At 58.6% G+C, this 13,023-nt stretch carries 13 protein-coding genes and 2 tRNA genes; 9 read left to right on the forward strand and 6 right to left on the reverse strand.

Annotated features, from left to right (window positions below):
• Window positions 1-53: 53 nt before the first annotated feature.
• Entirely contained in the window at window positions 54-593 is a 540-nt protein-coding gene (locus GH659_RS10890; RefSeq protein ID WP_153111431.1) for a hypothetical protein, read from the reverse strand.
• A 253-nt stretch (window positions 594-846) separates the two neighbouring features.
• On the opposite strand from GH659_RS10890, the gene surE reads away from it, so the two are divergent.
• The 6 genes from surE (at window position 847) to ispF (ending at window position 5,399) form a co-directional block, all read left to right on the forward strand.
• Window positions 847-1,590, forward strand: a complete 744-nt coding sequence (gene surE / locus GH659_RS10895) for a 5'/3'-nucleotidase SurE (protein WP_153111432.1) — start codon at window positions 847-849, stop codon at window positions 1,588-1,590.
• On the forward strand, window positions 1,587-2,246 hold the full coding sequence (locus tag GH659_RS10900; RefSeq protein WP_153111433.1) for a protein-L-isoaspartate(D-aspartate) O-methyltransferase: 660 nt from the start codon (window positions 1,587-1,589) through the stop codon (window positions 2,244-2,246). Before surE ends, GH659_RS10900 begins: the two co-directional genes overlap by 4 nt.
• Window positions 2,243-3,184: a peptidoglycan DD-metalloendopeptidase family protein gene (locus GH659_RS10905; RefSeq protein ID WP_153111434.1), complete on the forward strand. Its 942-nt coding sequence runs from the start codon at window positions 2,243-2,245 to the stop codon at window positions 3,182-3,184. Before GH659_RS10900 ends, GH659_RS10905 begins: the two co-directional genes overlap by 4 nt.
• Before the next feature lie 2 nt (window positions 3,185-3,186).
• Complete coding sequence (gene rpoS, locus GH659_RS10910; RefSeq protein WP_153111435.1) at window positions 3,187-4,146, forward strand: RNA polymerase sigma factor RpoS; 960 nt, start codon at window positions 3,187-3,189, stop codon at window positions 4,144-4,146.
• A gap of 87 nt (window positions 4,147-4,233) precedes the next feature.
• On the forward strand, window positions 4,234-4,923 hold the full coding sequence (gene ispD, locus GH659_RS10915) for a 2-C-methyl-D-erythritol 4-phosphate cytidylyltransferase (RefSeq protein WP_211364204.1): 690 nt from the start codon (window positions 4,234-4,236) through the stop codon (window positions 4,921-4,923).
• Window positions 4,920-5,399 (forward strand): 2-C-methyl-D-erythritol 2,4-cyclodiphosphate synthase, encoded by a 480-nt coding sequence (ispF, locus tag GH659_RS10920; protein ID WP_153111437.1) that lies wholly within the window; start codon window positions 4,920-4,922, stop codon window positions 5,397-5,399. Before ispD ends, ispF begins: the two co-directional genes overlap by 4 nt.
• A gap of 6 nt (window positions 5,400-5,405) precedes the next feature.
• Here ispF and GH659_RS10925 read toward each other — a convergent pair whose 3' ends face one another.
• From GH659_RS10925 to GH659_RS10940, 4 genes are all read right to left on the reverse strand, one after another.
• Complete coding sequence (locus tag GH659_RS10925; RefSeq protein WP_153111438.1) at window positions 5,406-6,800, reverse strand: ATP-binding protein; 1,395 nt, start codon at window positions 6,798-6,800, stop codon at window positions 5,406-5,408.
• Window positions 6,797-7,513, reverse strand: coding sequence for an osmolarity response regulator transcription factor OmpR (gene ompR, locus GH659_RS10930; RefSeq protein ID WP_153111439.1), 717 nt, complete (start codon window positions 7,511-7,513; stop codon window positions 6,797-6,799). The genes GH659_RS10925 and ompR overlap by 4 nt, the downstream gene beginning before the upstream one ends.
• A 71-nt stretch (window positions 7,514-7,584) precedes the next feature.
• A complete protein-coding gene (locus GH659_RS10935) occupies window positions 7,585-8,487 on the reverse strand; it encodes a sugar phosphate isomerase/epimerase family protein (protein WP_211364205.1) in 903 nt (300 codons plus the stop codon).
• Window positions 8,484-9,368 (reverse strand): VOC family protein, encoded by an 885-nt coding sequence (locus tag GH659_RS10940; RefSeq protein ID WP_153111440.1) that lies wholly within the window; start codon window positions 9,366-9,368, stop codon window positions 8,484-8,486. The genes GH659_RS10935 and GH659_RS10940 overlap by 4 nt, the downstream gene beginning before the upstream one ends.
• A gap of 265 nt (window positions 9,369-9,633) precedes the next feature.
• Here GH659_RS10940 and GH659_RS10945 point away from each other — a divergent pair.
• From GH659_RS10945 to GH659_RS10955, 3 genes are all read left to right on the forward strand, one after another.
• Window positions 9,634-9,709: transfer RNA gene (locus GH659_RS10945), tRNA-Val, on the forward strand.
• Window positions 9,710-9,746: 37 nt separating this feature from the next.
• Window positions 9,747-9,823, forward strand: a tRNA-Asp gene (locus tag GH659_RS10950).
• 76 nt (window positions 9,824-9,899) lie between these two features.
• Window positions 9,900-11,807 carry a SurA N-terminal domain-containing protein gene (locus tag GH659_RS10955; protein ID WP_153111441.1) on the forward strand — a complete coding sequence of 636 codons (1,908 nt, stop codon included), beginning with the start codon at window positions 9,900-9,902 and terminating at the stop codon, window positions 11,805-11,807.
• 111 nt (window positions 11,808-11,918) lie between these two features.
• On the opposite strand, the gene fabI is transcribed toward GH659_RS10955, so the two are convergent.
• Window positions 11,919-12,716 carry an enoyl-ACP reductase FabI gene (gene fabI, locus GH659_RS10960; RefSeq protein WP_153111442.1) on the reverse strand — a complete coding sequence of 266 codons (798 nt, stop codon included), beginning with the start codon at window positions 12,714-12,716 and terminating at the stop codon, window positions 11,919-11,921.
• Window positions 12,717-13,023: the final 307 nt, after the last annotated feature.

Here is a 13,023-nt window from a genome sequence, read left to right on the forward strand (position 1 = left end):
GAACCGTCAGGTGCTGGAGTGGGTTTCCCCAATCCAAGTCTTCCGGTTTTCGATCAAGCAGACGGCCAACGACCTGCAGGAGTATGCGTTACCCGGGGCCTGTTGGCTTCCATGCGGACAATCGTCTGCGTGGAGTGCTCCCGTGGTAGCGCAAGTTCCGGCGCGGTTGAGTTGGTCGGGGACTGCATGAAAGCATCCTGGACGAGCCAGGATGTTTCCTCATTCACCGGTTGCGTTCCCGAGATCAAAAAATTCTTGGAAGCGTAAGCGGTGAAAGCGGAATTCTGTTGGGCGGTGAGCGCGCAATCGGCACGGTTTGTCGCAGGCGACTTGTTGTGCGATACGGATGCCAAGGGCGATGTAATCAGGGTTTGACCGGTGAAATGGTCTGGGCGGAACGTATTTTGTTGTGGATTTGCCGGGAGGGTGTCAAGCGGAGCTTCGGCTGTCTCACCGTTTGCCACAGAGAACGCTTCAACTGACTGGCAGCCAGAACGAAGCGACGACGACGCCATCGCGGCATCGCTCGCTATCATGAGGCCGGCCAGCGCCGTTATGGCGACAAGGCAGCAAAGCAATCTACTTGGTGACATCCAGCACCCTCCTGTTCCCGGGTGGCTACAAGGCCCCCGATGTTTTGTGGCGACAAGTTCGCATATGGGGCGATATGCGGTCAATACCATTTTTCCGGATAGACAGTATTCGTTTACGTAATAACCGAAAAATGGTGGGGATATCCGGCTGTGGCTGCGTTTGCTCAAGCGTGTTCGAATATCCGTATAATCGACGCGAAAGCGTGCTGGCGCTCCTTGTTGTTATAGTCGAAACTTTCCCCGACGGTTGAATATGCGAATTCTACTCAGCAATGATGATGGCTACTTTGCTCCTGGCATTGACTTCCTGGCGCGTGCCCTTGCGGAAGTGGCCGAGATTACAGTGGTGGCGCCTGAGCGTGATCGAAGCGGGGCGAGTAATTCGCTGACGCTCGATCGGCCGCTGTCCCTGAAGCGGGCGGCGAACGGATACTACTACGTCAACGGAACGCCAACCGATTGTGTCCATCTGGCCGTGACCGGAATGCTCGACCAGTTGCCGGACATGGTCGTCTCCGGCATCAATCATGGGGCTAACATGGGCGATGACACGATCTATTCCGGGACAGTGGCGGCGGCGACGGAAGGCTTTCTGCTCGGCGTGCCGTCGATCGCCGTGTCGCTCTGCAGCAAGGCCGGCGCGCACTTCGATACGGCGGCGCGCGTTGCTCTTGAACTGGTGCGCACGATCCAGCGTGAGAATGTCCGCGAACCGTTGCTCCTCAACGTCAATGTGCCCGACGTGCCTTACGATCAGTTGCGCGGCAAACTTGTGACCCGTCTCGGCAAGCGGCACAAGGCGGAAGCCGTGGTTCCCATGCAGACGCCGCGCGACGAAACGGTTTATTGGGTGGGGGCCGCCGGAGCCGCGCAGGATGCCGGCGAAGGGACGGATTTTCATGCGGTCAGCAACAATTTTGCGTCGATTACACCCTTGCAGATTGATCTGACGCATAACGCCCAGTTGCCGATGGTCAGGAGTTGGCTGGCGCGATGAACAGAGCGGTTCAAGGAATCGGCATGACCTCGATGCGCACCCGTGGGCGCATGATCGAGCGTTTGCGCGAGCAGGGGATTCGCGACGAGCAAGTGCTGGCGGCCATTGCCAATGTGCCGCGCCACGTGTTTGTAGAGGAAGCTCTCGCCTCGCGCGCCTATGAAGACACAGCGCTACCGCTCGGTTTTTCGCAGACGATATCGCAGCCCTATGTTGTAGCCCGCATGATCGAATTATTGCGAGAAGGGCGCGGCAAGCTTGGAAAAACGCTGGAGATCGGCGCTGGTTGCGGCTATCAGGCCGCCGTGCTGGCTCAGCTCACGGATGATGTCTATTCCGTGGAGCGCATTGAACCGCTGCTGGTCAGGGCCAAGCAGAATATGAGGAAAATCCAGCAGTTCAAGGTCAGGCTCAAATATGCCGACGGCCAGCTTGGTCTGCCGGAAGCTGCCCCCTATGATACGATCATTGTCGCTGCCGCGGCCTCCACTGTTCCCGTCGCGCTTTTGCGGCAGCTCTCCGTTGATGGCAGAATGTTGCTGCCACTGGGAACGGGGGAGCAGCATCTCCTCATGATCGAACGTCGATCTGACGGCTACGTCGAGACGCGATTGGACAGCGTTCGGTTCGTTCCATTGCTTTCAGGAGTCGAATGAAGAATTTTTATGCTTTAACCAAGCCTCGAACGATTGGGCTGGCATTGGCTGTCATGCTCGCGATGGTGGGCTGCGCCAGCAAAACGCCGGCTCCGGTACAAGGCCGGGCCGGGCAGGTGAGCTCAGCAGCCGGGGCCGGCAAGGATGCATACGTCGTCAAGAAAGGCGACACGCTTTACAGCATCGCGCGTGAGCACGGCATGGATTTCCGCGAACTGGTTGCGCTCAATCGAATCGAGAATCCCAACGTGATTTCTGAAGGGCTTGTGCTCAAGGTCAAGCCGCTGGCATCGACATCGGCCGTGGCGTCGACAGCCCCCGTGCGGGTCGATGAAGTTGTCGTTCGCCCAATCGACGGTGTGCCTTTGGCTGATCAGGCCAATGGCGGTAGTGAAATGCTGAAGCGCGAGCCAAAAGCGGGTAAGGTGCCGTATTCCGAGCAAGCGCTTGCTCAAGCGCAAAGCGAGGCACAGGCGAAATCTGTGGAGCAAAAACCGGCCGAACCGAAAGCTGCCGAGTCCGCGTCTGCCGTCAAGCCGGAAACCAAGCCGGCCGAAGCCGTTAGCCCGGGTGAAGTCGCATGGATTTGGCCGGCGAACGGGAAAGTCGTGGCCACGTTCAGCGATGGCGGCAACAAGGGCGTCGATATCAGTGGCAGAGCCGGTGACGCGGTGATTGCCGCGGGTGACGGGAAGGTCGTTTACAGCGGTGCCGGTCTGCGTGGTTACGGAAAATTGGTCATCATCAAGCACAATGCGACTTATCTTTCCGCTTACGCGCACAACCAGACGTTGCTGGTTCGAGAGGGTCAGAGTGTCGTGAAAGGCCAGAGGATTGCTGAAATGGGCAATAGCGATGCTGATCAAGTGAAGCTGCACTTCGAAGTTCGGCGCCAAGGCAAGCCGGTCGATCCATTAAAATATCTTCCACAACGGTAATTATGACTTCCACTGCAAATCAGGATCCTGATTTTATCGATGAAGAAGTTTCCGCCGAGGATGACGACGCGGAAGAAACTTTCCTGAATGATCCGGAAGAAGAGGCGGTTGTCACTCCGCCCGAAGTTGAGTTACTCAACGATGTGACGCAGCATTATCTGAACGAGATTGGCGCCAAACCGCTCTTCACACCACAGGAAGAATTCCAGTGGGCATGCCGTGCGCGCGATGGCGAGTTCGTTGCGCGGCAAAAAATGATCGAGCACAACCTCCGGTTGGTGGTGAATATTGCGAAGCACTATTTGAATCGCGGCATCCCGCTACTGGATTTGATCGAGGAGGGGAATCTCGGGTTGATTCACGCGATCGAGAAGTTCGATCCTGACCGCGGCTTCCGTTTCTCGACGTATGCCACATGGTGGATTCGCCAGAGCATCGAGCGGGCGATCATGAATCAGTCACGGACGATTCGATTGCCCGTCCACGTGGTCAAGGAAATCAACATTGTCCTGCGTGCGTTTCGCCATCTGGAAATGTCCAGCGGCCGGGACATCCGGCTCGAACAGATTGCCCATCTGATCGACAGGCCGGTGGCGGATGTCCGGCGAGCGCTGGAGCTGAACGAGCATATCGCTTCACTCGATGCCCCGCTGGAAATCGATCCCAACCATACGATTGCCGACGCGATTGCCGATGATAATGCGATCGATCCGGAAAGCCTGTTGCAATCGAACGAAGTGGGGGATCTCGTTAGCCATTGGGTCGAGCAACTGCCCGACAAACAGCGACGCGTGCTGGAGCGCCGCTACGGCCTTGGCGGTGCCGATGTCAGCACACTGGAAGACGTGGCGGCCGACCTTAACTTGACGCGCGAGCGCGTTCGGCAGATTCAGATCGAAGCGCTGGACCAATTGCGTCGGGTTATCAAGCGTGGTGGTGTGACGCGCGATAATTTGATTTGAGTGGAATAGTGGAAGGCGGGTAGCGCGACGTGCTTTCCGCTTTCCGCAAACTTCGTGTCTGCGATGCAGGCATCGCACAGGATTCGTATGCCCCGCTATTCAGCTCTCGTCCCCGCTGCCGGAAGCGGCGCGCGTTTTGGGGCGGAAATACCAAAGCAGTATCTTGGACTGGCCGGCCGGCCGATGCTCTATCACACACTTTCCGTGCTCTGTGAATGCGAGCGCATCGAACATGTTTGGGTTGTACTCTCCGCAGGCGACGAATGGTGGGATGCTTACGACTGGAAAAGCCTTGGGCCGAAACTGCGCGTCGAGCGTTGCGGTGGTGCGACGCGGGCCGAGAGCGTGGCAAACGGTCTGGCTGCAGCGGCTGGCGTCCTGAGGCAAGACGATTGGCTGCTGGTGCATGATGCCGCCCGGCCATGCCTGGCTCCCGATCGATTGCTCGCTCTGTGCGATGGTCTGGCCGACGACCCGGTAGGCGGGCTTCTTGCCGTTCCAGTAGCCGATACGCTTAAGCGTGCCGATGGCGATCGGCGTGTTTCTGCAACGGTGCCGCGTGATGGTTTGTGGCAGGCCCAGACACCGCAGATGTTCCGCTATGGACTCCTGTGCCGGGCACTGGCGGAACATTCCGGTGTGACCGATGAGGCTGGTGCGATCGAGGCAGCCGGATATCGGCCGCGCCTGATCGTGTCGGATACAACCAACTTTAAAGTGACATATCCCGCCGACCTGCGTCTGGCGGAACTCGTTCTTCGGGGAAGAAAATCATGATTCGGGTAGGTCAGGGATCGGACATTCACGCATTGGTGGCCGGTCGCAAGTTAATCATCGGCGGCGTTGAAATCCCGCATGAACTCGGTTTGCTCGGGCACTCCGATGCCGACGTGCTGCTGCACGCGATTATCGACGCGCTGCTTGGTGCGGCCGGACTCGGCGATATCGGCCGTCATTTCCCCGATACCGACGAGACCTACCGCGGTGCGGACAGCCGTGCGTTGTTGCGTGCAACACGCGAGCTGTTGTCAAAGGCGGGGTGGAAAATTATCAATATTGATTCAACTATCAACGCGCAGCGCCCCAAAATGGCGCCTCATATCCCGAAAATGGTCGTCACCATCGCTACCGATCTGGGAATACTGCCGGAATGCGTCAACGTGAAGGCCAAGACGGCGGAACGTCTCGGCTTTGTCGGGCGCGAGGAGGGGATTTCGACTGATGCGGTTGCCTTGATCGAACGGGATTCTTAGCCGCAGTTAGTTGCGCTTGGCGGGAAGGCGGAGGCGGGCGATGAGTCCGCCGCCTGGTCTTGCCAGGAGCTGGAACTTGCCACCGTGTTGTGCCGCGATGCGGTCAACGATGGCAAGTCCGAGTCCGGTACCGGTAGCGTTGGTGCGCGCGTTCTCCAGGCGGGTGAAGGGGCGCTTCAGGCGTTCTACCTCGCCTTCCGGGATGCCCGGCCCCCGGTCGATCACGTCGATGACAATGTTGCTTCCGTCGTCACCCGATTCAATACGCGTCTCAATGGTGATGTCGCCGCCACCGTACTTGCGGGCGTTTTCGGTCAGATTGGCGATTGCACGCCCGAGCGCCTTGGGACGAACCAGAACCGGGGGAAGTTCGCCGAGTACGAGGTTGGGCGGCGTGGGGAGGCGGTTCTGGCCGCTGGCTGCGTGGCAGACGAGCGCATTGATATCCGTTGGCTCGCTTGCTTCCTCGCTGTTGCTGCGCGCGTAGTTGAGGAACTGCGCGATGATTTCGTCCATCTGCTCGATGTCCTCGATGACGGCGAGGCGGGCGTCGTCGTCGCTGATTGATAATTCGGCCTCGAGGCGGAGGCGCGCCAGGGGGGTGCGCAAGTCGTGCGAGATACCGGCCAGCACTTCAGCGCGCTCGCTGTCGATGGACTTGAGACTCTCTGACATGCGGTTGAAGGCTTCGGTCAGTTGCTGCAGTTCGATGACGCCATTTTCCTGCAAGGGGGCGGGGTATTTGCCGCGTCCGACTTCTTTCGCCGCAGCGGCCAACCGGCGCAGCGGCAAAGTGACGCGCGAGACAATGAGCCAGGCGACGAGCAGCGCCATGGCCAGCGAGGCGCTTCCCCAGCCAATCCAGTGCCACGGGAAGCGGGTGGCCGTGTGTTCTCCCGGCAGCATCAGCCAATATTCATCGTCACCGGCGCCATCCAGCGAAAAACTGACCCACAGCCCCTCTTCGCCGTTAACGGCGCTGGCCAAACGGGTATCTGGGCCGAGCTGTCGCTTTGTCGTGTCGGCGAGGACGCGAAAGAAAAACGTGTCGGCGAGTGGGACGATGAAGTCTGATGGCTCGGCCGGATAGAGTTGTACGCCTTCTGTTTCCGCAAGGTCGCGCAGCAAGGCGGGGCGCTTCGCCGGACTGGCGGCGAGCAGGGCTGCATTCGTGATGTTGACCGCGCTCACCGTCAGTTGCGCCAACTGTTGGGCGCGGGGTTCCCGTTCGGCCAGGCTGAACAGCGTTAGCCAGGTCGCCACCGAAACCACGATCAGCGCGCTGATCAGCAGGAAGGTGCGGGTGAGTAAAGTGCGTGGGAAAAGGCGGGTAGAGTGAAAGCGCCCAGTGTGCCAGTGGCTGCGCGGCTGTTTGTCGTTGCCGTGCGCCGTGGAGGTCACTTTACCTCACCGTCGGGGATAAAGACGTAGCCGAATCCCCACACAGTCTGCAGATAGCGCGGCGTTGCCGGATCGGGTTCAACCAGCTTGCGCAGGCGGGAGACCTGGACGTCGATGGCACGATCGAATGGCCCCTGTTCGCGGCCTCGGGCAAGGGCCATCAGGCGGTCGCGCGACAGCGGCTGGCGCGGGTGGTCGAGCAAAGCCTTGAGCACGGCGAACTCGCCAGTCGTCAATGCGATCGGCTCGCCATTCCGTTTGAGCGAACGCGTGGCCAGATCAACCTCGACGTCTCCGAAGCGGACGGCCTTGTTTTCGGCCGCCGGTGCGCCGGGAATCACCTGGGTTCGACGGCGCAATACGGCCTGGATGCGGGCGACGAGCTCGCGTGGATTGAATGGCTTGGGCAGGTAATCGTCGGCCCCCATTTCCAGGCCGACAATCCGGTCGATTTCGTCCCCTTTGGCCGTCAGCATGATGATGGCCTGTTGCGGATCGCTGGCGCGCAGGCGCCGGCAGATCGACAGGCCGTCTTCTCCCGGCAGCATCAGGTCGAGGATGACCAGGTCGCAGGTGTCGCGGGCCAGCAGCTTGTCCATCGCTTCGCCGCTTTCGGCCGTCTTTACCTGAAACCCTTGTTCGCCAAGGTAGCGTTGCAGGAGGTCACGAAGCTTCTTGTCGTCATCGACAACGACGAGCTTTCTGTCAGTCATGGCGGATCCCTTTTTGCGGTGTTTCGCGGTGTTTGGGTGACGACCCGGTCAGACGTTCTACTGGTTGCGATTCAACAACCGCGATCCCGGGCGGTTAGCCGCAGGCGCTCCATGTTCGGTACCGGCAGCGTGCGGCGGAGAACGGTTTCGCCAAGCCATTCGGCCGCGCGGCGGGCACGTTCGGCGATGACCTCCGCGGGTATCTGCAGGTAGTCGCTGTTATACACATCGAAGCTGTAATCGCCGAAATATCCGATTTCTTCGAGCTTGACGATGAATTTCGCGAGCGCTTCGCTGTGTGCTCCTTCGCCCGGGAAAACGCGGAAATGCGTGGCCGTCGTTTCCTGTTCCTCGGTCGTATGGACTTCCTGCAGCATGAAGTCGGATAACTGGACCAGAAATATTTGTTGCGGAAAAATGAGATCCAGGTCGCCGAGCGGAACTTCGGCGGCGATGACGTCGAAGGCGTCAATCGCGAGACCGAGATTCGGGCAGTTGGCGAGGCTGATGATTTCTGCCGCATCGGCGAAATTCTTGACGGTCCGGCTCCACGACAGCCCTTTGAAAGCGATGCGGATGCCCATCGGGAGGGCGAGGAAGGCCAGTTTGCGCAGGTCGCGGGCGATTTTTTCCGGGTCGGTATCGGCGTGCGCGGAGGACGATGCTTCGGTCAATAACAGGCGCCCCCCAATCTGGCTGCACAGGCTCAACATCGATTTGGCGACGTCGATCTTGTAGTCGTGCATTTTTCCCGACAGTCCCTCGAAATCCCGCAATGCTTCGAGTCCGGTGACGCGCAAACCGCTGTCGCGGATGGTTTGGACCGCGCTGGCGGTGCTGGACGGATGCCCGACGATATCTGTTGCCGAAATCATCACGTGCGAAAAACCGGCTTGGCGTGCTGCGTTCAGGCGGTTTTCGAGCGAACCGGCCATCGAGGCGCTGTCGATGCCAAAATCGTTGAAATTCATCATGATGCGGACGGGGTTTGAACGAGTTCGAACATAAGTCCGCCGAGGACCGCCTTGGTCAGCGCGCCGCGCTCGTTCGTGTGCACTTTGTCGGTGGCGAGAAACTCGATGCCGCGTTTTTCGAGTTCGGCGGCGGTACTGATGACGTCGGGGGTGCCGAGGCCGATCCGCTGCAGGTGTTCTTCCATCGGTGCGTACTGGGCCGCTCCATCCGGTTCGATCAACTGAAGGAAGAATTTCCGGCAGGGGCTCTGCAGAAGCTCTCCCTTGGGCATGATCCCGAAACGCACGCTGTCGGGAATCCGCGAAAAACCGAAAAGCTGCGAGTAAAACTCGGCCCAGTCCTCCGTGCGATCGACGCCAACATACTGAACGATGCCGAAGAAATTCAGATTGTTGATCGCCGGAGGGTGCAGATCGACGCCCGGAATGGCTCGAAAATCAATGTCGAAGATCGAAAATTCGTCGTACCGATCCACAAAATAGATGAGGCTCTCGCCAACGCCGTGAATGCCGGGAATGTTCAGTTCCAGCGCCTGTGCACGCACCGGGATTTCCCATGCGCCAAGATCAAGTGCTCGCTGATAGGCGGCTCCTGCGTCCCGAACGCGAATGGCCAGGGCGCTGATGACCGGGTGTTCAAGCGGCGAGGCGGTTCTCGGAATGTCTGCCGGATGCGAGTTGATGACGATATTCATGCCGCCCTGGCGGTAAAGCAGAACTTCGCGGGACCGATGTCTTGCGATTAGCCGGAAACCCATTTTCTCGAGAATGTCCCCAAGCGCCTGCGGCCGGGAGGTGGTGAATTCGATGAATTCGATACCATCCATTCCGATGGGGTTTGGGGGTTCCGGAACCGACTCGCGATCCGTTTCGTTCCTCATTGTGGCTCCTGTATTGGTTGGCTTCGGGTTGGCTGTTCCCGATTTTTTTCCTGATATCCGTGCCCCGGAATCCTTGCGGCGAGGGAGTAAAGCCCGGGAAGTCATGGCCAAATATATACCTTTTTGGCGTTGATACCTATCGGCCCGATCGTGCGGTGGTGTGGTCGTCGAGACTCAAATTAGTGAGCCATCGTTCACGGTATGGCAAAGCTGTCGAGGATGCTGTAGACTGCGCCCCTCGCTGCTTGGATATCAAATGCGGCCCGGGTGCTTAGCTCAGTTGGTAGAGCGCTAGCCTTACAAGCTGGATGTCGGCGGTTCGATCCCGTCAGCACCCACCAGCAGCAATAATGGTTGCTGGCAGATTGCAGGAAAATTGGAGTGGTAGTTCAGTTGGTTAGAATACCGGCCTGTCACGCCGGGGGTCGCGGGTTCGAGTCCCGTCCACTCCGCCACTGTCTGAAGGCGAACGCGAGTTCGCCTTTTTTATTATTGCTTCGATCATTCCAATTGAACTAGCAGGCAATCATCATGTTCGATTCCGTACGCAACAACAAGAAAATCGTCCAGATTTTTCTTGGCCTGATAACGCTTCCTTTCGCTTTCTGGGGTGTTGATTCCTATGTCAGAAATGCCGGTGTCGGCGATGACATTGCGAAAGTTGGGGGCACGAAAATTTCGGTTCAGCAATTCGAGCAGGCTTTGCGCGAGCGGCAGGATCAGATGCGCCAGACTTATGGGGCCAGTTTCAAGCCGGAAATGATGAATGTGCCCGAAGTGCGGCTGGGTATTCTCAATTCCATGATCGACCAGCGGCTTTTCATGCTCGAAGCCGAAAAGAAAAAGCTATATGTGCAGGACGGGGCGTTGCGCGATGTAATCAGCAAGATTCCGGCCTTGCAGGAAGACGGCAAGTTTTCCATGGAGCGCTACGAATCGGCGCTGCGTTCGCAAGGCATGTCGCAGCCGCAGTTTGAAGCCAAATTGCGTCAGGACTTGATGCTTCAGCAGTTGATCGGCGCGGTGGCGGATTCTGCCTTCGTTTCCACAAGCCAGTCCGAAGCAATGTTGCGTTTACAGGCCGAGGAGCGGCAGTTTGGCGAGTTCAGAGTGTCGGCGGCGCAGTTTGCCGACAAGGTTTCGATCGAACAGGCGGCTGTACAGAAGTTTTACGACGATAACAAGTCGAAGTTTGAAGTGCCGGAACAGGTGAAGGCCGAATTCGCGGTTCTTTCTCTGGATGCGCTGCTCAAGCAGGCCACGGTAAGCGAGGCCGAACTCAAGTCGTGGTACGAGTCGCACAAGGATAAGTTCGCTCAGCCGGAAGAGCGCCGCGCCAGCCATATTTTGATCCTGGCCAATGGTGAGAGCGACAAGGCTAAAGCCAAGGAAAAAGCGGAAAGCCTTTTGAAGCAGGTGCAGGCAGCTCCGGCTAAATTCGCCGAACTGGCCAGGCAATCCTCCCAGGATCCGGGTTCGGCGCAGAAAGGCGGCGATCTTGGATTTTTCGGTCGCGGCATGATGGTTAAACCTTTCGAAGACACTGTCTTTGCGCAAAAGGAAGGCGATATTTCGGGGGTGGTCGAGTCGGAATTCGGGTACCACATCATCAAGCTGACGGGGATCAAGGCGGCGAAGGTTCGTCCGATGGAGGATGTGCGGAGCGAGATCGAGGCCGAATTGAAGCGTCAGACCGCAACGCGGAAGTTTGCCGAGGCGGCAGAGGCGTTCAGCAACATGGTTTACGAGCAGTCGGAAAGTCTGCAGCCAGCCGCCGATCAGTTCAAGCTGACGCTCCAGAAGTCGGGCTGGATCCAGAAGGATTCCGCGCCGCAGGCAATGGCGGCACTCGGCCCGCTGGCAAACGAGAAAGTTCTTTCCGCGCTGTTTTCACAGGACGCGCTCAAGGATAAGCGTAATACGGAGGCGGTGGAGATTGCACCGAATACCTTGCTGGCCGCCCGCGTCGTCGAGCACGTACCAGCGTCGGTCAAACCCTTCGAAACGGTCAAGGCGGATGTCGAGAAGTTGCTGAGAGCGCAGGAAGCGGCCGCGTTGGCGAAGAAAGCAGGCGAGGAAAGCCTGGCCGAACTCAAGCAGGGCAAGGATGCGCTTTCCTGGTCGCCCATCAAAGTGGCATCCCGTTTGAAGGGCGGTCAGTTGCCGCCCCCCGTAATGCGCTCGATTTTCAAGGCCGATACGCAGAAGCTGCCAGCGTATGTTGGCGCCGAGCAAGGTGGGGACTACGTTCTCTACAAGATTGTGAAAGTCAGCCAGCCTGAAAAGATTGACGAGGCGGCGCGGAAGCAGATGCAGGCAGAGTATGGGGCGATTGTCGCCAAGGAGGATTTGTCTGCCTATCTCTCCGGTTTGCGGGCGCGGTACCAGGTCGAAATCAACGCCTCGATGCTCGGGGCTGAGGCCAAGGATCAGCAATAAGGCTTGCAAAAGAAAACAAAAAGGAAACAAAACAAAAACGCCGGCGGGGAAACCCGACCGGCGTTTTTTTGCACGCCCGTCGATGGGGACGGGCGTGCAGCGAAGTGAGGCTCAGGGCAGTGGATCGGTGTTGCCGAGCGCTGTCGTGTTGAGGCCGCCGTCGACGTACATGATTTCGCCGGTAATGCCGCTGGCCAGATCGGAGAGCAGGAACGCGGCGGCATTGCCTACTTCCTCGATGGTGACGTTACGCCGCAACGGGGCATGGTGAGCGTTGTACGACAGGAGTTTGCCGAAGTCGCCGATACCGGAGGCGGCCAGGGTTTTGATCGGGCCGGCCGATACGGCATTGGCGCGAATGCCCTGTGGGCCGAGGCAGAAAGCAAGGTAGCGCGTCGCCGCTTCAAGGCTCGCCTTGGCGAGACCCATCGTGTTGTAGTTGGGCATCGTGCGTTCGGCGCCCAGATAGGACAGTGCCAGCAGCGACGGATTGTTGCCCTTCATCAGCATGGGGCGGGCGGCCTTTGCCAGCGCCGGGAAACTGTAGGACGAGATGTCGTGCGCGATGCGAAAGGATTCGCGGGTGATGCCTTCGAGGAAGTCGCCTTCGATGGCTTCGCTCGGTGCGAAGGCGATCGAGTGAACGAGACCGTCGAGGCCCTCCCAGTGCTGCGAGAGGTCCTCAAATACCTTGTTGATCTGTGTGTCCTCGGCAACGTCGCACAGGAAAACGAGATCGCTACCAAACTCGTTGGCGAATTTCGCGACGCGATCCTGGAAACGTTCGTTTTGATAGGTGAAGGCCAGCTTGGCCCCTTCGCGGTGGCAGGCTTTGGCGATGCCGTAGGCAATCGAGTGTTTCGACAACAGGCCGGTAATGAGCACGCGCTTGTCTGCGAGGAATCCCATGGGTTCTCCCGTTCTAAAATGGTTTTGGTGTTTGAAAACGGCTGGAACAGCGGCCAGCGAGCCGTCGCATTATAGGGGAAATTTGCATCGGCTCGGCCGAACATGCGTCCAATGGCAGGGCAATCGCACCAAACCCGAAATGCCACCGTCGTGAACATGCCAAAATAGCCGTTCACAATCAATCAGTTACAAAGGGGCTGTTCACAGAGCGTTGATTTGTGTAGTTTTCTGTCTTTTTGGGTGGCGTATGGAGACGGAGAAAGCGGCTACGGCAAATCAACGAGTCTCGCTGACGGAGGTCTTTTCG

This window comes from Propionivibrio limicola (assembly GCF_009469695.1).
Classification (GTDB): Bacteria; Pseudomonadota; Gammaproteobacteria; order Burkholderiales; family Rhodocyclaceae; genus Propionivibrio; species Propionivibrio limicola.

Coding starts and splice junctions, on each gene's coding strand:
- GH659_RS10890 (WP_153111431.1), bottom strand. CDS start 593: ATGTCACCAAGTAGATTGCTTTGCTGCCTTGTCGCCATAACGGCGCTG.
- surE (WP_153111432.1), top strand. CDS start 847: ATGCGAATTCTACTCAGCAATGATGATGGCTACTTTGCTCCTGGCATT.
- GH659_RS10900 (WP_153111433.1), top strand. CDS start 1,587: ATGAACAGAGCGGTTCAAGGAATCGGCATGACCTCGATGCGCACCCGT.
- GH659_RS10905 (WP_153111434.1), top strand. CDS start 2,243: ATGAAGAATTTTTATGCTTTAACCAAGCCTCGAACGATTGGGCTGGCA.
- rpoS (WP_153111435.1), top strand. CDS start 3,187: ATGACTTCCACTGCAAATCAGGATCCTGATTTTATCGATGAAGAAGTT.
- ispD (WP_211364204.1), top strand. CDS start 4,234: ATGCCCCGCTATTCAGCTCTCGTCCCCGCTGCCGGAAGCGGCGCGCGT.
- ispF (WP_153111437.1), top strand. CDS start 4,920: ATGATTCGGGTAGGTCAGGGATCGGACATTCACGCATTGGTGGCCGGT.
- ompR (WP_153111439.1), bottom strand. CDS start 7,513: ATGACTGACAGAAAGCTCGTCGTTGTCGATGACGACAAGAAGCTTCGT.
- GH659_RS10935 (WP_211364205.1), bottom strand. CDS start 8,487: ATGATGAATTTCAACGATTTTGGCATCGACAGCGCCTCGATGGCCGGT.
- GH659_RS10940 (WP_153111440.1), bottom strand. CDS start 9,368: ATGAGGAACGAAACGGATCGCGAGTCGGTTCCGGAACCCCCAAACCCC.
- GH659_RS10955 (WP_153111441.1), top strand. CDS start 9,900: ATGTTCGATTCCGTACGCAACAACAAGAAAATCGTCCAGATTTTTCTT.
- fabI (WP_153111442.1), bottom strand. CDS start 12,716: ATGGGATTCCTCGCAGACAAGCGCGTGCTCATTACCGGCCTGTTGTCG.